This window comes from Bradyrhizobium sp. URHA0013 (assembly GCF_000518345.1).
Taxonomy (GTDB): Bacteria; Pseudomonadota; Alphaproteobacteria; order Rhizobiales; family Xanthobacteraceae; genus Bradyrhizobium.
In genome coordinates, this window is the sequence record NZ_JADK01000009.1 from 26,130 (window position 1) to 42,876 (window position 16,747).

Annotated in this window: 18 protein-coding genes and 1 pseudogene; 10 read left to right on the plus strand and 9 right to left on the minus strand. The window is 64.5% G+C overall.

Going from position 1 to position 16,747, the window contains the following annotated elements; genetic code table 11:
- Nucleotides 1-15: 15 nt before the first annotated feature.
- The 9 genes from flgC (at nucleotide 16) to N551_RS0114920 (ending at nucleotide 8,629) form a co-directional block, all read left to right on the plus strand.
- On the plus strand, nucleotides 16-441 hold the full coding sequence (gene flgC / locus N551_RS0114880) for a flagellar basal body rod protein FlgC (protein WP_027567607.1): 426 nt from the start codon (nucleotides 16-18) through the stop codon (nucleotides 439-441).
- 16 nt (nucleotides 442-457) lie between these two features.
- Nucleotides 458-766, plus strand: a complete 309-nt coding sequence (gene fliE, locus N551_RS0114885; protein ID WP_007612285.1) for a flagellar hook-basal body complex protein FliE — start codon at nucleotides 458-460, stop codon at nucleotides 764-766.
- A 174-nt stretch (nucleotides 767-940) separates the two neighbouring features.
- Nucleotides 941-1,204, plus strand: coding sequence for a flagellar biosynthesis protein FliQ (gene fliQ, locus N551_RS0114890; protein WP_007612284.1), 264 nt, complete (start codon nucleotides 941-943; stop codon nucleotides 1,202-1,204).
- Nucleotides 1,205-1,221: 17 nt separating this feature from the next.
- Entirely contained in the window at nucleotides 1,222-1,992 is a 771-nt protein-coding gene (fliR, locus tag N551_RS0114895; protein WP_007602155.1) for a flagellar biosynthetic protein FliR, read from the plus strand.
- A gap of 11 nt (nucleotides 1,993-2,003) precedes the next feature.
- Entirely contained in the window at nucleotides 2,004-3,083 is a 1,080-nt protein-coding gene (flhB, locus tag N551_RS0114900; RefSeq protein WP_018456412.1) for a flagellar biosynthesis protein FlhB, read from the plus strand.
- Between the two features lie 154 nt (nucleotides 3,084-3,237).
- A complete protein-coding gene (gene cckA, locus N551_RS0114905) occupies nucleotides 3,238-5,820 on the plus strand; it encodes a cell cycle histidine kinase CckA (RefSeq protein WP_027567608.1) in 2,583 nt (860 codons plus the stop codon).
- 205 nt (nucleotides 5,821-6,025) lie between these two features.
- Nucleotides 6,026-7,018, plus strand: a complete 993-nt coding sequence (locus tag N551_RS0114910; protein ID WP_027567609.1) for a Tim44 domain-containing protein — start codon at nucleotides 6,026-6,028, stop codon at nucleotides 7,016-7,018.
- A gap of 144 nt (nucleotides 7,019-7,162) precedes the next feature.
- Nucleotides 7,163-7,843 (plus strand): lectin, encoded by a 681-nt coding sequence (locus N551_RS0114915; protein WP_027567610.1) that lies wholly within the window; start codon nucleotides 7,163-7,165, stop codon nucleotides 7,841-7,843.
- Nucleotides 7,844-7,921: 78 nt separating this feature from the next.
- Complete coding sequence (locus tag N551_RS0114920) at nucleotides 7,922-8,629, plus strand: glutathione S-transferase (protein ID WP_027567611.1); 708 nt, start codon at nucleotides 7,922-7,924, stop codon at nucleotides 8,627-8,629.
- Nucleotides 8,630-8,662: 33 nt separating this feature from the next.
- On the opposite strand, the pseudogene N551_RS35500 reads toward N551_RS0114920, so the two are convergent.
- The 3 genes and pseudogenes from N551_RS35500 to N551_RS0114940 all read right to left on the minus strand — a co-directional run bounded on the left by N551_RS35500 (nucleotide 8,663) and on the right by N551_RS0114940 (nucleotide 10,351).
- A pseudogene (locus N551_RS35500) lies at nucleotides 8,663-9,336 on the minus strand (isoprenylcysteine carboxylmethyltransferase family protein).
- Between the two features lie 116 nt (nucleotides 9,337-9,452).
- Nucleotides 9,453-9,626: a hypothetical protein gene (locus N551_RS38795; RefSeq protein WP_197031138.1), complete on the minus strand. Its 174-nt coding sequence runs from the start codon at nucleotides 9,624-9,626 to the stop codon at nucleotides 9,453-9,455.
- Nucleotides 9,627-9,877: 251 nt separating this feature from the next.
- A complete protein-coding gene (locus N551_RS0114940) occupies nucleotides 9,878-10,351 on the minus strand; it encodes a hypothetical protein (protein WP_027567612.1) in 474 nt (157 codons plus the stop codon).
- Nucleotides 10,352-10,576: 225 nt separating this feature from the next.
- Here N551_RS0114940 and N551_RS0114945 point away from each other — a divergent pair, with 225 nt between their 5' ends.
- The gene (locus tag N551_RS0114945) at nucleotides 10,577-12,232 is read left to right on the plus strand and encodes a fumarate hydratase (protein ID WP_027567613.1); all 1,656 of its coding nucleotides are present in this window, start codon (nucleotides 10,577-10,579) and stop codon (nucleotides 12,230-12,232) included.
- 156 nt (nucleotides 12,233-12,388) lie between these two features.
- Here N551_RS0114945 and N551_RS0114950 read toward each other — a convergent pair whose 3' ends face one another.
- The 6 genes from N551_RS0114950 to N551_RS0114975 all read right to left on the minus strand — a co-directional run bounded on the left by N551_RS0114950 (nucleotide 12,389) and on the right by N551_RS0114975 (nucleotide 16,650).
- Complete coding sequence (locus tag N551_RS0114950) at nucleotides 12,389-13,309, minus strand: SH3 domain-containing protein (RefSeq protein WP_027567614.1); 921 nt, start codon at nucleotides 13,307-13,309, stop codon at nucleotides 12,389-12,391.
- Between the two features lie 14 nt (nucleotides 13,310-13,323).
- Nucleotides 13,324-13,620 (minus strand): hypothetical protein, encoded by a 297-nt coding sequence (locus N551_RS0114955; RefSeq protein ID WP_027567615.1) that lies wholly within the window; start codon nucleotides 13,618-13,620, stop codon nucleotides 13,324-13,326.
- 104 nt (nucleotides 13,621-13,724) lie between these two features.
- Nucleotides 13,725-14,279 (minus strand): inner membrane-spanning protein YciB, encoded by a 555-nt coding sequence (locus N551_RS0114960; protein WP_027567616.1) that lies wholly within the window; start codon nucleotides 14,277-14,279, stop codon nucleotides 13,725-13,727.
- Between the two features lie 12 nt (nucleotides 14,280-14,291).
- Nucleotides 14,292-14,867, minus strand: coding sequence for a hypothetical protein (locus tag N551_RS0114965; protein ID WP_027567617.1), 576 nt, complete (start codon nucleotides 14,865-14,867; stop codon nucleotides 14,292-14,294).
- A 77-nt stretch (nucleotides 14,868-14,944) separates the two neighbouring features.
- Complete coding sequence (locus N551_RS0114970) at nucleotides 14,945-15,214, minus strand: hypothetical protein (protein ID WP_027567618.1); 270 nt, start codon at nucleotides 15,212-15,214, stop codon at nucleotides 14,945-14,947.
- Nucleotides 15,215-15,252: 38 nt separating this feature from the next.
- Nucleotides 15,253-16,650 carry a carotenoid oxygenase family protein gene (locus N551_RS0114975; protein WP_027567619.1) on the minus strand — a complete coding sequence of 466 codons (1,398 nt, stop codon included), beginning with the start codon at nucleotides 16,648-16,650 and terminating at the stop codon, nucleotides 15,253-15,255.
- Nucleotides 16,651-16,747: the final 97 nt, after the last annotated feature.

Consider the following 16,747-nt stretch of genomic DNA (forward strand, 5'->3'; position numbering starts at 1 on the left):
TAGAGGAAGCGCATCATGGCGAATGACAGCAGCGACTTTGCCCGCTCGATGGCGATCGCGACCTCCGGTCTGCGGGCGCAGGCCGGGCGCATGCGGGTGATCTCGGAGAACATCGCAAATGCGGATTCGACCTCGCAGAGCGCCGGCGGCGATCCTTACCGGCGCAAGGTGCCGACCTTCTCCTCCGCGCTCGACCGTACACTCGACGCGCAGGTCGTCACCCTCGGCAGGATCAAACCCGACCAGTCCAATTTCCGCACCAAATACGAGCCGAACAATCCGGCGGCGGATGCAACCGGCAACGTCAAATATCCCAACGTGAACTCGGTGGTCGAGATGACCGACATGCGCGACGCGCAGCGGTCCTACGAGGCCAATCTCAACATCATCAGCGCGACGCGCCGGATGATCCAGCGCACCCTCGACATCCTCAAGAGCTGAACAGGACATTTGAACCATGGCAACACCGACAATTGCCGCCAACGCCTATGCAAACCTTGCCCGCGTGCTGGAGAACAGCGGTGCCGGCAAGGGCAGCGAGCCGAGCGGGCAGTCCTTCGCCTCTCTTCTGAAAGACACTGTCGGCAGCGTCCTGGAGTCCGGCCGCAAATCCGATGCGCAGACGGTGGCGATGGCCGCCGGCAAGGCCAACGTGATGGACGTGGTGACGGCGGTCGCAGACACCGACGTCGCCGTGTCCACGCTGGTCTCGGTCCGCGACCGCGTGATCGCGGCCTATGAAGACATCATGAAGATGCCGATCTGATTTTTGGCGCTCGCGCCCCGCCCCAATCGTCATTGCGAGTGCAGCGAAGCAATCCAGAGTCTTTCCGAAGCGGCAGTCTGGATTGCTTCGCTGCGCTCGCAATGACCGGGGATAGGCCTTCGCATCGCTCACAAGAGGGGTGGGAGGCGAGGAATAAGACAAAGGAACTGCGAAATGACCGGACCGGAAACCCTCGACGTCGCGCGTGATGCGATCTGGACCATCGTGATCGTGTCGTCGCCCCTGATGGTGGTCGGCCTCGTGGTCGGCGTCGTCGTGTCGCTGTTCCAGGCGCTGACGCAGATCCAGGAGCAGACGCTGATCTACGTGCCGAAGATCCTGGCCATCTTTGCCACAATGCTGTTGGCCTTGCCGTTCATGGCCGACGCGCTGCATTCCCACATGCTGCGGATATCGTCGCGAATCATCGGCGGCTGAGGCACTATGCGCCCGTCATGCGCATCGACGTCTCGCTGCTGCCGGCGCTTGCCGCCTCCTTCATGCTCGCCTTTGCCCGGGTCGGCGCGATGGTGATGCTGTTGCCGGGCCTCGGCGAGACCAATATCCCGACACGGATCAAACTGTCGATCGCGCTGCTGCTCACGCTGATTATCCTGCCGCTGCATCGCAACGCCTATCAGGTCGACATGGGCTCGATCGCGCCGCTGCTGGTCCTGATGCTGCATGAGATCGTCATCGGCATCGTGCTGGGGGCGACCGCGCGGGTGACGTTGTCGGCGCTGCAGGTTGCCGGCGCCGTGATCGCACAGCAGATGGGGCTCGGCTTCGTCACGTCGGTCGATCCGACGCAGGGACAGCAGGGCGTGCTCGTCGGCAACTTCCTGACGATACTGGGGGTCACGCTGCTGTTCGCCACGGACAGCCATCATCTGGTGATCGCGGCGCTAAACGACAGCTACACGATCTTCGCGCCGGGCGAGACGGTGTCGAGCGGCGATGTCGCCGCGCTGGCGACGCGCGCCTTTGCCGCCGCGTTCCGCCTGGGCTTGCAACTCTCCGGCCCGTTCCTGGTGTTCGGCCTCGTCTTCAACATCGGGCTCGGCGTACTGGCGCGGCTGATGCCGCAGATGCAGGTCTATTTCGTCGGCGTGCCGCTCTCGATCTTCGCCGGCTTTCTGGTGCTCGCCGTCGTGCTCACGGCGATGATGGGCACCTATCTCGACTATTTCATCGGTGTCATGCACCAGATGATGCCACTCAAGTGACCGGGTGATCGATGGCGGAAGACAACGATCCAGAGAGTCAAACAGAAGACCCGACGCAAAAACGTCTCGAAGAGGCGCTCGAACGCGGTGACGTCGCCAAGAGCCAGGAGATCAACACCTGGTTCATGATCGCGGGCGCCACGCTCGTGGTCTCGAGCTTCTCGGGATCGGTCGGCAGCGGGCTGTTGGCGCCGATGCGCAACCTGCTCGCCAATTCCTGGATGATCAAGACCGACGGCAGGGCTCTGCTCGCCCTGATGCAGCAGATCGAAGTCGCGGTGCTCGCGGCGGTGGGCGTGCCGCTGCTGATGCTGGTACTCGCGGCAATTGCCGGCAACGTGCTGCAGCACCGCCTGGTCTGGTCGGCCGAATCCCTCAAGCCCAAGTTCAGCAAGCTGTCGCCTGCCGAGGGCCTCAAGCGCATCTTCGGCAAGCAAGCGGCGGCGAATTTCCTCAAGGGTCTCGGCAAGCTGATCGTGCTCGGCGCGGTCATGACCGTGATCCTGTGGCCGGAGCGGCATCGCATGGAGGCGATGGTCAGGCTCGATCCGGCCGCCCTGCTCGGTGCCTCCACCAGCCTGACCATTCACCTGCTCGGCGCGGTGGTCGCGGCGCTCGCCATCATCGCCATCGGCGACTATTTCTTCCAGTATCGCAGTTGGTTCCAGCGGCAGAAGATGTCGCTCCAGGAGATCAAGGAAGAGTACAAGCAGTCCGAAGGCGACCCACACATCAAGGGCAAGCTGAGGCAGCTGCGCCAGCAGCGCTCCAAGAAGCGCATGATGGCGGCGGTTCCCAAGGCCTCCGTGATCATCACCAACCCGACCCACTATTCGATCGCGCTGTCCTACGAGCGCGGCATGTCGGCGCCGATCTGCGTCGCCAAGGGCGTCGACAACCTCGCTTTCAAGATCCGGGAGATCGCGCGCGAGCACGACATCCCGATCGTCGAGAACGTGCCGCTCGCCCGCGCGCTCTACGCCACCGTCGAGATCGACGAGGAAATCCCGACCGAGCACTACCATGCGGTCGCCGAAGTCATCGGCTACGTCATGCGTCTGAAGAGCGGATTCGGTGCCAGCCGGCAATAAAACCCCTGAAAAGTACTGGAAATGGCCGTAATCTGGGAATCAGCGTACCTTTCGCCCCTGCTGCCCTTGCGCCTGCGGGTCCGATTCAGGCAGGGAGGACCCTGCGCGCCCTGTAGCGCGTTGATTCTCTGCCGACAGGCTGTGCCAGCTTGAGATGACTGCCGAGACCGACCACGACCTCACACGCGAGCCCGTTGCGGCGCACGAGCCGTCGCCGCGCTCGGGCAGCATTGCCCTGGTGCTGCTGGTGGCCGCCGGCCTCGTCGCCGTTGCCGTCGGGCTGATGACGCTCGGGCGCGCGCAGGCGCAGCCCTATATTCTCGGCATCCTCGCCGTGCTGGCGATGGTCGGCCTGTTCAACCTGTTCGCCTTTGCCGCCGGCATCATCCGCTTCGTCGATCGCAATCTCGATGATCCCGTGATGGGGCGCATCGCCGACCACGCCTTCGACGGCCTCGCCGTGACCGATCCGCGCGGCCATGTGGTCTATTCCAATGCGGCCTATCTGACGCTGACCGGCGCTGCCGGCCCACAGGACGTGCGTCCCGTGGAGCGCGTCTTCATCGGCAACCCCGACGTCTCCGAAGCGGTGTTCCGCCTGTTGAAAGCCGCGCGCGAAGGCAAGCGGCAGCAGGAAGAGGTGCGCATCTCCGGCCATGACGGCAGCCAGGGCCGCTGGCTGCGCATGCGGGTGCGGCCCCTCGGCACCGGCAAGCGCGAGACGAGATACGCGGTGTGGTCGATCGCCGACATCACCCGCGACCGCGAGCGCCAGGAGGACGTGTTCCAGGAACTCCAGCACGCGATCGAATATCTCGATCACGCGCCTTGCGGTTTCTTCTCGGTCAATCCAGCCGGCGAGCTCGCTTATGTCAACGCGACGCTGGCGAACTGGCTCGACTACGACCTTGCCGAGATCGGCTCGGGCGGGCTGAAGCTCACCGACATCGTCTCCGGCGACGGCGCTTCGCTTCTGACTGCGATCGTGGCGGTCCCGGGCGAGGTCAAGACGGAAGTCTTCGACATCGACCTGCGCATGCGTACCGGCAAGACCATGCCGGTACGGCTCTATCACAAGCTCGCCTTCGGCGCCGACGGTGCGCCAGGCCCGTCGCGCACGCTGGTGATCAGCCGCGCCCGCGACGAGCGCAGCGATCCGGACCGCGCCGCCGAAGTGCGCTTCATGCGCTTCTTCGACCATACGCCGATGGCGATCGCCACCGTCGACCGCGGCGGCAACGTCGTGCGCGCCAATGCGCGCTACGCCAAGCTCGGGCAGGCGTTGGGGCTCGACAGCGCCAGCAAGTCGATCTTCCGCGCGGTCAATTCGCGCGACCGTCATTTGCTGATCGCGGCCATCAACCAGGCCGCCGAGAATCAGGCCGACATCGCGCCGGTCGAGGTCGCGCTGGAAGGCTCCAAGGAGCGCTGGGGCCAGTTCTTCGTCACGCCGGTCGACGGGGGTGAGAACGACGCGGAAGCCGCCATCGTGCACATGCTCGAGACCACCGAGCGGCGCGCGCTGGAGAACCAGATCAACCAGTCGCAGAAGATGGAGACTGTCGGCCAGCTCGCCGGCGGCATCGCCCACGACTTCAACAACGTGCTCTCCGCCATCATGATGGCGAACGACTTCCTGCTGAACGCGCACAAGCCGACTGATCCGTCGTTCCAGGACATCATGCAGATCAAGCAGAACGCGACGCGGGCCGCCACGCTGGTGCGGCAGTTGCTGGCGTTCTCGCGGCGGCAGACGCTGCGGCCGCAGGTGCTCGACCTCGGCGATGCGCTCTCCGACCTCGCCATGCTGCTGCGCCGCCTGATCGGCGAGAAGGTCAAGCACGAGACCATCCACGGCCGCGATCTCTGGCCGGTCAAGGTCGACGTCTCCCAGTTCGAGCAGGTCATCGTCAATCTTGCGGTCAACGCGCGCGACGCCATGCCCGACGGCGGCAAGCTGATCATCCGCACCGCCAACGTCACCGCCGAGGAGGCGGCCAGGCTGGCCTACAAGGGCATGCCGGCCGCGGACTACGTGCGGATCGAGGTCGCCGACACCGGTACCGGCATCCCCGCCGATATCCGCGACAAAATCTTCGAGCCGTTCTTCTCGACCAAGGAAGTCGGCAAGGGCACCGGCCTCGGGCTCTCGACCGTCTACGGCATCGTCAAGCAGACCGGTGGCTTCATTTACGTGGACTCGGAGCCGGGGCAGGGCACCTCATTCCAGATCTTCCTGCCGCGCCATCATGCCGAGCCGGAGGTGCAGGTCGAGCAGCCGGCGCCGGCCGTTGGCGCCAGCAATGGTGCCGCGAAGGAAGCTGGGTCCACGGCGGACGCCAAGCCCCGCACCGATCTCACCGGACAGGGCACCATCCTCCTGGTCGAGGACGAAGAGGGCCTGCGCGCGCTCAACGCACGCGGTCTGCGCTCGCGCGGCTACACCGTCGTCGAGGCCGAGAACGGCGTCGAGGCGCTGGAGGTGCTGGAAGAGCAGAGCGGCGGAATCGATCTCGTCGTGTCCGACGTCGTGATGCCGGAGATGGACGGCCCGACGCTGCTCAAGGCGATGCGCGAGAAGAACCCCGACATCAAGTTCATCTTCGTCTCCGGCTACGCGGAAGACGCATTCGAGAAGAGCCTGCCCGAAGGCCAGCAGTTCGACTTCCTGCCCAAGCCGTTCACGCTGAGCCAGCTCGTGGCGGCCGTGAAGGAGACGATAGCAAAGGCGGGGTGAGGGCCTCAACGCAATGACGACGGAAAAGCGGAATTGCCGGCACCAAAGCCACCGGTAACCCGCGACCGCGGCCCCTTCGCACACGCAGCCAAGCTGCCGCCAAAGATGGGCTTTTGCCACATCCCCGCGACTGAGGGCCGCAGCCATAAGTTCCGATAGTGGCTTCCTTTTTACGGAAGGCTGCCCATCTTAGGGGCACGTCCCCATGCCGGGGATCTGGGAAACCAACATGAATTTCTCGCAACGCTCCCGCAGTCTCTTCAAGACGATTGCCGTCGTGCTGGCGCTTGCGCTGCCGACTGCGCTGGCGATCTCGTCCGCCGACGCGCGCGTCGGTGGCGGCATGTCGTCGGGCTCGCGCGGTTCGCGCACCTATTCGGCCCCGCCATCGACCACGACCGCGCCGGGTTCGACCTCGCAGTTCAATCGGACCTACACCCAGCCGGGCGCAGGCATGAATTCGGCTGCCGCCGCACCCGCGCGCGGCGGCCTGTTCGGCCGGGCCGGCGGTTTCATGGGCGGCCTTGCGGCCGGCTTCCTCGGCGCAGGCCTGCTCGGCATGCTGTTCGGCGGTGGCCTGTTCGGCGGGCTCGGCGGCCTATCGTCGATCATCGGTCTGATCATCCAGATCGTGCTCGTGGTGCTCGTGGTTCGGCTGGCGATGTCCTGGTGGCAGCGCCGCCACACCCCGCAGGCGGCCTATGCCAACGCTGACGCCGGTGCCGGTCCGGGACCGCAGGCGAACAACCGTAGTGGCCTTGGTGGCGGCTTCGGCTTCGGCGCCAACAACGCGCCGCTCGAGATCAAGCCGGACGACTATGAGGCGTTCGAGCGTCTGCTCGGCGACGTCCAGTCCGCCTGGTCGAACGAGGATGTGGCCAAGCTGCACACGCTCGCGACGCCGGAAATGGTCTCCTATTTCGAGCAGGACCTCGGCCAGAACCGCGCGCGCAATGTCGTCAACAAGGTCAGCGATGTGAAGCTGTTGCAGGGCGACCTCGCGGAATCCTGGCGCGAAGGCGAGACCGATTACGCGACCGTGGCGCTGCGCTTCGCGCTCACCGACAAGACGCTCGACCGCAATACCGGCGCAATTGTCGCCGGCAGCGAGCAGCCGGGCGAGGCCACCGAAGTCTGGACCTTTGCCCGACGTCCGGGCGGCGCCTGGGAATTGTCGGCGATCCAGCAGACCAACTGATCGCAGGCGACATGAATAACAAAGGCGTCGTGCTTCTTGCACGGCGCCTTTTTCTTTTGGGCCTCTCGCATCGCGGCACCGGAATAAGCGGGCCTGCGTCGGGTTGAAATCTGGCGGCCAACGAAAACACAAAGGGAGGACAGGATGATCCGCATTGAGAGATCCGTGACGATTTCAGGCCTCGCGCTCGCCGCGGCCTTGTTCGCAGCACCATCTGCGCAGGCGCAGTCGGCCGACATGACGTTCTTCGTGACTTCCAATGGTCCTGGCAAGGGCGCCGATCTCGGTGGCCTGGAGGGGGCCGATGCGCAGTGCCAGAAGTTGGCCCAGGCCGGCGGCGCCGGCAGCAAGACCTGGCGCGCTTATCTCTCCACGCAGACCGCCGACGGCAAGCCGGCCGTCAACGCGCGCGACCGCATCGGCAAGGGACCGTGGCAGAACGCCAAGGGCGCTGTGATCGCCAAGGACGTTGCCGACCTGCACGGGGCGGCCAACAACCTCACCAAGCAGACCGCGCTCAGCGAGAAGGGCGAGGTCATCAACGGCCGCGGCGACACGCCGAACCGGCACGACATCCTCACGGGTTCGCAAGCCGACGGCAGCGCATTTCCCGCGGGTGACGACAAGACCTGCAAGAACTGGACGTCGAGCACGCAAGGCGCGGCGGTCGTCGGCCATGCCGATCGTCAAGGCCTGCGCGATGACGAGCCGTCGAAATCGTGGAACAGCTCGCATCCCTCGCGCGGCCCCGATGGCGGCTGCTCGCAGGCCGATCTGAAGAGCACCGGCGGCGACGGCCTGCTGTATTGCTTCGCGTCGAATTGAGACGCGGAACTCGCTCCGCCCTCATGGAGTTCGTGGTTGCGTGCTACACTCGCCGCCACGCAATCACGGACCCCTTTCATGAAATACGAGCTCTATTATTGGCCCGAGATCCAGGGCCGCGGTGAATATGTGCGGCTGGCGCTGGAGGAGGCGGGCGCGGCTTACATCGACGTGGCGCGTGGCCCACGCGGCACAGCTGCGATGATGAAGATGATCGACGCGCACAAGGGCACGCCGCCCTTTGCGCCGCCGTTCCTCAAAGCCGGCAAGGTCGTCATCGGCCAGACCGCGAACATCCTGCTCTATCTCGGCGCCCGCCACGCTCTCGCCCCGAAATCGGAAGCGGGTCAACTCTGGGTGCATCAGCTCCAGCTCACGATCACCGATTTCGTGGTCGAGATTCACGATACCCATCATCCGCTCGGGCCCTCGCTCTACTACGAAGATCAGAAGCCGCCGGCGAAGAAGCGCACGGCCGACTTCTGGGGCGAGCGCGTGCCGAAATATCTCGGCTATTTCGAGCAGCTGCTTCAAAACAATGGCGGCGCCTATCTCACCGGCCGCAAGCTGTCCTATGTCGATCTCTCGCTGTTCCAGATCGTCGCGGGGCTGCGCTATGCGTTTCCGAAGCGGATGAAGGCGTTCGAGACAGATATCCCAGGCCTCGTCGGCCTGCACGACCGCGTCGCGGCGCGGCCGAACATCAAGGCCTATCTCGAAAGCCGCCGCCGCATTGCCTTCAACGAGCAGGGCATCTTCCGCCGCTACCGCGAATTGGATGGTTAGCCGGTCCGGAGGTGCCGAGGGGGGGGTGCGCGCTCACCATACGCCAGGAAACAGGCGATAGCGCCCGCGCGTCACATAGTCGGCATAGCCTGGCAGGCCCTCGCGCAGCGTGCGCTCCTCGATGCGAGTGCGGATGGCAAACAACAGGAGGAACAGCGGCACCATCATAAGTCCCACCATGAGCCCAAAAGCAGCGGCACGCCGGCGAAGAACAGGATCATGCCGCTATACATCGGATGGCGCACATGGCCATAAGGCCCCGTCGAGATCGCGCGCTGCGCGCGCTCGGCTTGCAGTTTCACCACGGGCGCCGCGAACGAGTTCTCGCGGAAGACCCAGAGGATGAACAGTGTCGAGAGCAGGAACAGGGCGAGGCCGAGTATCTGCGCCGCCATCGGCATATCGGAGGCTAGCGTACGCCGGTCGAGCCCCATCGCCGCCAGCCAGACCAGCATCGCGACGACGAAGACGGCCATGAACGCCTTGTCGGCAGCGGGCTGGTCCTTTTGCAGGACCGGCCGCAGGCGTTCGGCGAGCAGTGCGGGGTCGACCCGGTAAAGCCACCAGCCGCAGAGCGGGCCGAGCAGGGCGGAGATCGCGAGGAACCCCCAGGCCGACGGCCAGTGCAGGGTTCCGGCGCACGCGAACAGCAGCGCGCCCATGGCGGCGGTGGTGATCGTGCTCTGCAACAGGAGTCTTGCGATCATGCGCAGGTCTCAGGGTAGCCGCGCACGATATTGGTCCCGCTATCCGGCGAAGATACGGCCGGACACGCGAAAAGCCCGATCGACCGGATCGGGCATTTCATCTTCGACGCGGCTGATCAGGCGAGCTGATCGATCCGCGTACCCTGACCCGGCGGCAGCGGCGCGGGCGGCGGCGGCTTATAGGTCGGGTCGTTGTCCTTGGTCTTGATCTGGTCGTCCTGCTGCTTGTTCGTGTCGTAGCTCGGCACCACGATCGCGATCGGCGGCGGCGAAACGGTAGAAACGCTCATCCACAAATCCTCACATATGGAAACAATTGATCCTGCGCCGCGAGACCCGAAATTTCCTTCAAGCCAATCGTTAAAATGCGAGGGATCTGGTGCGGTGGGATGTGCTCTCGGACCTCTCCTCGTCATTGCGAGCGCAGCGAAGCAATCCAGTCTGTCTCCGCGGAGGGATTCTGGATTGCTTCGCTTCGCTCGGAATGACGGAGTCTGTAGTGGGCGGTGTGCTGTCAGACGCACACCGCGCGGGGGACCGCCTATTCGTCCTTGCCGCGCGTGATCGCGATGGACGCATCCGTCTTGGTGCGGGTGCATTCCATGTTGAGACGCCGGTAACGCATGCTGATCTTGTCGCCGCGCAAGAGCCCCATCCGTTTCAGGCAGCGTGTCGCGCCCGTCGTCGTATCGTCCTTGGTCACGGTGAAGACGATCGCCGCCATCGACCCTACCAGCGTAAAGAACTCCGGTTTCGGCTTGCGATCGCCCTTGGCATAGAGCTCGATCGAATATTTGTCGCCACGGCAAGCCACGGACAATTCCTTGGCCGCGGGATGAGTCAGATAGACGACATTCGCGGCGCGGAAATTCACCTTGAGGCGATCGACCTGGTTCGCCAGCTCCTTGGCGCTGTCATCGCAGCGGTCCGCGCGAGCGGGCGAGACGAGGGTCACAAGGCCGGTGATGGCGGCGGCAACCAGGATCGCGCCGCGGACGTGCAAGTTCAATGTCATGATGAAAAGCCCCTTAGCGGGCGCATTCAATCGTCGTCCCGCGCGTAGCGCAAGGGGTGCACCCAGGGTCTTCACTGGCATCATGAGGGCCTGGTGTCCGCGGCCAGCCGCCGAATCCGGATGCCCCGACCGCACCAGAGCGCCTTCCCTTTGCGGCAAAAAAGCTTAGAACGCTTCTATGAAAGGGGCCCATGCGAGGGCTCCAAAACCCCGAGATTCCAGCCCATGAACGCTCCCACCGCCTTCCCCGACCCCGCAAAGCCCGTTCCGCCCTACAAGCACACGCCGCTGTTTCCGCTGGGCAAGGACGAGACGCCCTACAAGAAGATCACGGCCGAGGGCGTGCGGGTCGAGAAGGTCCTGGGGAAAGACATGCTGGTGGTGTCGCGCGAGGCGCTGCGGGACCTGTCGGAAGCCGCCTTTGGCGACATCAACCACTATCTGCGGCCCGGTCATCTGAAGCAGCTCCGCGCGATCCTGGAGGACGGCGAGGCGAGCCCGAACGACAAGTTCGTCGCGCTGGACTTTCTCAAGAACGCCAACATCGCCGCCGGCGGCGTGCTGCCGATGTGCCAGGACACCGGCACCGCGATCATCATGGGCAAGAAGGGCTGCAACGTCATCACCGACGGTGACGACGAGGCGGCGCTGTCGGAAGGCGCGCGCGATGCTTACCTGCGCCGCAATCTGCGCTACTCGCAGGTCGCGCCCTTGTCGATGTACGAGGAGAAGAACACCGCCAACAACATGCCGGCGCAGTGCGAGATCTACGCCGAAGGTGATGACGCCTACAAGTTCATGTTCATGGCGAAGGGCGGCGGCAGCGCCAACAAGAGTTTTCTGTTCCAGGCGACGCCTTCGGTGCTGACCAAGGACCGGCTGCTCGCCTTCCTCAAGGAGAAAGTGTTGACGCTGGGCACTGCGGCGTGCCCGCCTTATCACCTCGCGATCGTGATCGGCGGCACCTCGGCCGAGCTCTGCATGAAGACGGTGAAGCTGGCGTCGGCTCGCTATCTCGACGCGCTGCCGACCCACGGCTCGCCCGACGGCAACGCGTTTCGCGATCTCGAGATGGAGCAGGAAATCCTGAAGATGACGCAGTCGCTCGGCGTCGGCGCGCAGTTCGGCGGAAAATATTTCTGCCACGACGTGCGCGTGATCCGCATGCCGCGTCACGGTGCCTCGCTGCCGATCGGGCTGGGCGTGTCCTGCTCGGCCGATCGCCAGGTGCTCGGCAAGATCACCAAGGACGGCGTCTATCTCGAAGAGCTCGAGCACAACCCGGCGCAGTATCTGCCTGAGGTCGAGCAGTCGCTCGGCGGCGAGGTCGTCAAGATCGACCTTAATCAGCCGATGAAGGATATCCTTGCCACGTTCTCGAAGTACCCGACCAAGACGCGGGTCTCGATGACCGGCACCATGATCGTCGCGCGCGATTCCGCGCATGCCAAGCTGCGCGAGCGGCTCGACCAGGGCGAGCCGCTGCCGGACTATTTCAAGAACCATCCGGTCTATTACGCGGGCCCGGCCAAGACGCCGGAGGGCTACGCCTCCGGTGCGTTCGGCCCCACCACTGCGGGCCGTATGGATTCCTTCGTCGATCAGTTCCAGGCCGCCGGCGGCTCGATGGTGATGGTGGCTAAGGGCAACCGGGCGGCGGCCGTGCGTGAGGCTTGCAAGAAATATGGCGGCTTCTATCTCGGCTCGATCGGCGGTGCCGCGGCGAACCTTGCCGAGCACTGCATCAAGAAGGTCGAGGTGCTCGAATATCCCGAGCTCGGCATGGAAGCGATCTGGCGCATCGAGGTCGTCGACTTCCCGGCGTTCATCATCATCGACGACAAGGGCAACGACTTCTTCAAGGAGTTGAATCTGGGTTAGCTGCCTCACTCGCACCTGCGTGCGAGTAATTGTGCATGCCCCCCATCACGATCGTCATGCCCGGGCTTGTCCCGGGCATCCACGTTCTTGGTGCGGCGAGGAAGACGTGGATGGCCGGGACAAGCCCGGCCATGACGATGCGGATGCCTCAGCGTGCTAGCTGCAATTCGTGACCTGGTTGGAGCACAGCCCGCGCCACCAGCCGCGGACGCCGTCCTGGCTCTCGACAAGGCCCCAGAGACCGCTGCAAGCAAAGATGTGCTTCGGTCCGCCGTCGGTGTCGATCGGGCCGCCGAGCTCGCGCTGGGCCGGCATCCATTTCGCATCGACGAAGGGCGCCTGGAACAGACCGCCCATGCGTGTCGCGCCATTGGCGTAGGACGCGCCGACCTTGTTGGAGGCGACCCAGCCGCGTCCGGCATAGGGCTTTGGCGCGCTGCGCGGATATTTCTTGTCGTCCTCGTAGTCCTTGCCCGGCGGCTTGGCGCCTTCGATCAGAAACCAGCCGTTCTTGAAGCCGATGATGCGGAATTCAGTGAGCCAGCCGCCATCGGGCGTGTTCTCGCTGCCGCCGAGCTTGAGCCGGTAAGGCGGCGGAAGCGTGCCGAGCACACGCGCCTTGATCGATGGTTCAGCACGCACGTTGAGGCCGTCAGGATCCTTGTCGACGGACCATGCGCCGAAATCACAGGGCTCGGTGCCGTCGGGAAGCGTTGAGCGCCTGGCGGCGAGATCGGCGTGCAGCTTTGCGAACTCAGTGTCGTCGTTGTCAGGATCCGGCCCGCTACGCGGCTTCAATTCGGCCGAGACTGCGCGCGTCGCATCCGGCGTCAGCGCGACCACGAGAGCTTGGCGCGCGACGAACACGCTTGCAGGTGACTTCGGATCGTTCGATGGGGCCGGATAGACGGCGAGGTAGCCCGTCGAACCTTCGGTTCGATAGGCCGTGCCGGCGACATAGCCTGCCGGTAGCATGGCGAGCGCGCTAGTCCGCCACGCCGGTTCGGCATCGTCCGCGCGCGCCGCTTGGTTCGCGACACACAGGATCGTCGCCGCGATGAAACCGAGCGCGCGCACGGTTGCCGCGCGGCTTACGCGCGCGTGCCGGTGAACGGGAAGCTGCCCATCGGGCCGATGCCCATCTCACCGCTCATGCTGTCGCCGGAGACGGTTCCGATGAATTCGAGCGTCAACGGCATCGGATTGGTGATCGAGACCTTCCAGTTGACGGCATCGCCGCTGACGGTGCCGTCGAAAATCTCGGCTGTATCGCCTTCCGCACCCTGCGTCCCCGTGAGCGTGCCGCCGGCAGCCGTCAGGCTCAGCGTCGCCTTACGCTCGCCCATGGGTGTCGTCAGGGTCAGAGCCCAGTTGCCGTCGACGGCCATTCGCGTCTCCCAAGATCCCGGCGGACCGCGACGATCCGCGGACCAGTCCCGGCCGAGCGTATAGCGCAACTCGCCGCCCGCGCCTAACGCTCCGTTGGAGGCATTTAGGCGCGGGCGGCGGCGCGCCGTCGGCTGGTGACGATGAGACGGAGCACGACATATTGCACGGCGAAGGCGACGATCTTGGCGCCGCCCGCGACCACGGTGATGTAGAACGCCCACAGCTTCAGATCGCCTGTGGAGGCGACGGCGATCATGCCGGCACCGATCACGAACATCAGCGCGGCCCAGGCATAACCCGCTGCCGTCACGTACTCCGGAACGGTCTCGACGACGATCGATGGCATGTAGCGCAGCATCCAGCCGCGCTTGAGCATGATGGCACCGATCGCGAAATGTGCGATCGAGGGCTTTGCGAGCATGAAGCGGGGGTCGTTGGTCAGCAGCGTGACCGTGCCCAGCACGACGACGAGCGCGACGCTCGCATAGGTCATGTAATTGAGCTGCTGCCCCTTGACGCGCGCGTAGATCACCTGCGCGATCGCTCCGGCAATCGCGACCGACGTTGCCAGGACGACGTTGTCGGTCACGAGGTAGATGACCAGGAAGACGATGGCGGAGAAGAGGTCGGAGGCGAGGCGGGCGAATACGTCCTTCATCGTCGATCCTGTTCAGCGAGTGTGGGGCAGTGCGCTGGTCGGCGCACCGTACTTGATCTGCCGATATTCGGGATACCATTTTGTGAAATAGATCGCGCTGTTGCGGGCGGCGAAGGCGACCGCAAGGCTCGACCAGAGCGGCAGGCCAGGGACGTAGAGCAGCACGAGATTGGCGGCCGCCATCAGCAGTGCAGCCGCGGTCCATGCGCCTGTGATGACGTAGTTGGCATAGTGGAAGCCTGGCATTGCCGCGATCTCGGCCGGTACGGATTCGAGCGCGTATTGCAGCGTGAAGGGACGGCGGACCAGCATCGAGCCGAGCGAGATGACGAAGATGCCGATGTCGACCGACAGCTTGACACCGAGTGTGCCGAGCGCTGGGTCGAACAGCGCGAGATGGAGGCCGATTGCGGCGAACAGCAGCGCCGAGCCCATAGCCAGGATCTTCACCGTGCGGCCGCGCATGACATCGATCGCGACGGTCGCGAGACAGATTGCCGAGGCTACGAAGACGCTGATCGTAGCCGAGGTCACCAGCATCAGGAAAGTAAAGGCGCCGTAGGGCGCGAGGATCAGGAAGATCGCCATGGTTCGCCTCGGTCGGGCCTTATCTTTACGGTGTAAAGATCAATAGGTCAGGAGCGCGCTGGGGTCAAGCAATATCTTTACAGTGTCAAAATGATGTAAGCGACTTCCAAAAATTGAATTGCTGCAACGGCTTGGTCGGCCATTTCGTCGACGACGCCGGCCCAGGGCAGGTGCGACAGCACAGGTAACGCACAAGCGGTCGAGAGGACGAAGGCGAGCAGGATACCCCCGTTGAAGACGATTTGGCCGCTCCGCCGCGGCCGGATCATCTGGAGCGTGATCCCGGCGCAGATCAGGAACAGGATCAGGACAGCGAGGCGGTCCGCGGCGATCGAGGGCATAGGCATGAGAGACCTTTTGGTGACATCAGCGATGTCGAGAGGAGCTAGCGCGCGCCGACCCAATTGCCGTGAAAACCGTCGGGCACGCGATGGCCGAGCTGCACCAGCGCGACGGGGCCGGCCTCGACATCTCCGGCATTGAACACGGCGAGGTCGCTGCGGTTCTCCCGCGCGCGCCAGACCACCGCCAGCAGCCAGCCATCGCCTTCCGCCGCATCTTTCGACCGCTCGACGAACACCGGTTCGGAAATGGTGTCGCCGGCCGGCAGCAGATAATGGCCGAGGCGCTTGCCATTGCCGTCGACATGGACGACGCCGGATAGCGCGCCGAACATCGGCAGCTTCGGATTGGCGCAGGCGTACCAGCCATGACGGCTGTTCAATCCGGCGCGGCGGTCGTCGATGCGCGGGAATTCGCCGGTGAGATCGTCGAGATAGCTCTGCTGGAAGCGGTCGGTGTCGCCTGAGAGATCGAACGTCCAGCGGCAATGGCGGGCGCGCGACTTCTCCGGATCGGTCGGCCGCCCGTCGGGATGCGGAAACAGCGGCGCTTCCTCGAACTGCATGACGTCGGCGATGATCTGATTGCCGTCCTCCCACGCATTCATGACGTGAAAGACGTAGCAGGCTTCAGCGCGGAACCAGACAATGTCGTTCGCGCTTCCCTTGCGCTTGATCACGCCGACATAGGCGCCCTTGTCCGGCTCCCAGGCGTAGGGAGGCCGTCCGCTCATCGCGCGCTCCATGCTGCCGGTGAGGGGCAGGATCGGAAACAGCACGTGGTTCTCGGTGACGATGAAGTCGTGCACCATGCTGGCATAAGGCACCTCGAACCGTTCGAAGCGCGTCGCCTTGCCGGACGCATCGATCGATCCGTAGGAGAGAGCAGGCGTCAGCGGTCCCGCGGCGTTGTAGCCGAAGAACACCAGCTCGCCCGTGACGGGATCGATCTTGGGATGCGCCGTGAAGCTGCCGGCGACGCGGCCATGATAATTGTGATAGCCGCGCGTTGCGAGCGTGCCTGGTTCGATCTCGGTGGGCAGATGCGCTTCTTCCAGCGCAAGCAGCTTGCCGGCATGGAAGATGATGTTGGTGTTGGCGACACCGCTATCGGTCAGGTTCGCCGGCGCATCCGGCAGCTTGCGGCCGAAGCCGCCAAACAGCGTGCGGCCGGCATCGTGCTCGGCCAGCCATTTCGGCGTACGGATCCAGCGGTTGCGATAGCTGGCGCGGCCGTTCTCAAGGTGAAAGGCGTGCAGCATGCCGTCGCCGACGAACCAGTGCGCGCCGGGCGAGTCGAACTGCGGATTGGGGCCGTTGCGATAGAGCGTGCCGTTCAGGTCGCGCGGCAATTCACCGATGATTTTCAGGAAGGGCGCGTCGGCCTCGAACGGGATCGGACCGAGGTTGTGGCGGCGTTCGGCAACGGCGTCCTGCTGCACAGCGTATCCCTCCTTATCTTTACATCGTAAAGATGAAATAGCCATGTGAGGGGGCTTGGTCAAGGGAAATCTTTACACTGTCAATATGGCGTCCTAT

What these genes read in the sequence shown, in the direction of transcription:
- flgC (WP_027567607.1), top strand. Translation starts at nt 16, where the DNA reads ATGGCGAATGACAGCAGCGACTTTGCCCGCTCGATGGCGATCGCGACC.
- fliE (WP_007612285.1), top strand. Translation starts at nt 458, where the DNA reads ATGGCAACACCGACAATTGCCGCCAACGCCTATGCAAACCTTGCCCGC.
- fliQ (WP_007612284.1), top strand. Translation starts at nt 941, where the DNA reads ATGACCGGACCGGAAACCCTCGACGTCGCGCGTGATGCGATCTGGACC.
- fliR (WP_007602155.1), top strand. Translation starts at nt 1,222, where the DNA reads ATGCGCATCGACGTCTCGCTGCTGCCGGCGCTTGCCGCCTCCTTCATG.
- flhB (WP_018456412.1), top strand. Translation starts at nt 2,004, where the DNA reads ATGGCGGAAGACAACGATCCAGAGAGTCAAACAGAAGACCCGACGCAA.
- cckA (WP_027567608.1), top strand. Translation starts at nt 3,238, where the DNA reads ATGACTGCCGAGACCGACCACGACCTCACACGCGAGCCCGTTGCGGCG.
- N551_RS0114910 (WP_027567609.1), top strand. Translation starts at nt 6,026, where the DNA reads ATGCCGGGGATCTGGGAAACCAACATGAATTTCTCGCAACGCTCCCGC.
- N551_RS0114915 (WP_027567610.1), top strand. Translation starts at nt 7,163, where the DNA reads ATGATCCGCATTGAGAGATCCGTGACGATTTCAGGCCTCGCGCTCGCC.
- N551_RS0114920 (WP_027567611.1), top strand. Translation starts at nt 7,922, where the DNA reads ATGAAATACGAGCTCTATTATTGGCCCGAGATCCAGGGCCGCGGTGAA.
- N551_RS38795 (WP_197031138.1), bottom strand. Translation starts at nt 9,626, where the DNA reads ATGAGCGTTTCTACCGTTTCGCCGCCGCCGATCGCGATCGTGGTGCCG.
- N551_RS0114940 (WP_027567612.1), bottom strand. Translation starts at nt 10,351, where the DNA reads ATGACATTGAACTTGCACGTCCGCGGCGCGATCCTGGTTGCCGCCGCC.
- N551_RS0114945 (WP_027567613.1), top strand. Translation starts at nt 10,577, where the DNA reads ATGAACGCTCCCACCGCCTTCCCCGACCCCGCAAAGCCCGTTCCGCCC.
- N551_RS0114955 (WP_027567615.1), bottom strand. Translation starts at nt 13,620, where the DNA reads ATGGCCGTCGACGGCAACTGGGCTCTGACCCTGACGACACCCATGGGC.
- N551_RS0114960 (WP_027567616.1), bottom strand. Translation starts at nt 14,279, where the DNA reads ATGAAGGACGTATTCGCCCGCCTCGCCTCCGACCTCTTCTCCGCCATC.
- N551_RS0114965 (WP_027567617.1), bottom strand. Translation starts at nt 14,867, where the DNA reads ATGGCGATCTTCCTGATCCTCGCGCCCTACGGCGCCTTTACTTTCCTG.
- N551_RS0114970 (WP_027567618.1), bottom strand. Translation starts at nt 15,214, where the DNA reads ATGCCTATGCCCTCGATCGCCGCGGACCGCCTCGCTGTCCTGATCCTG.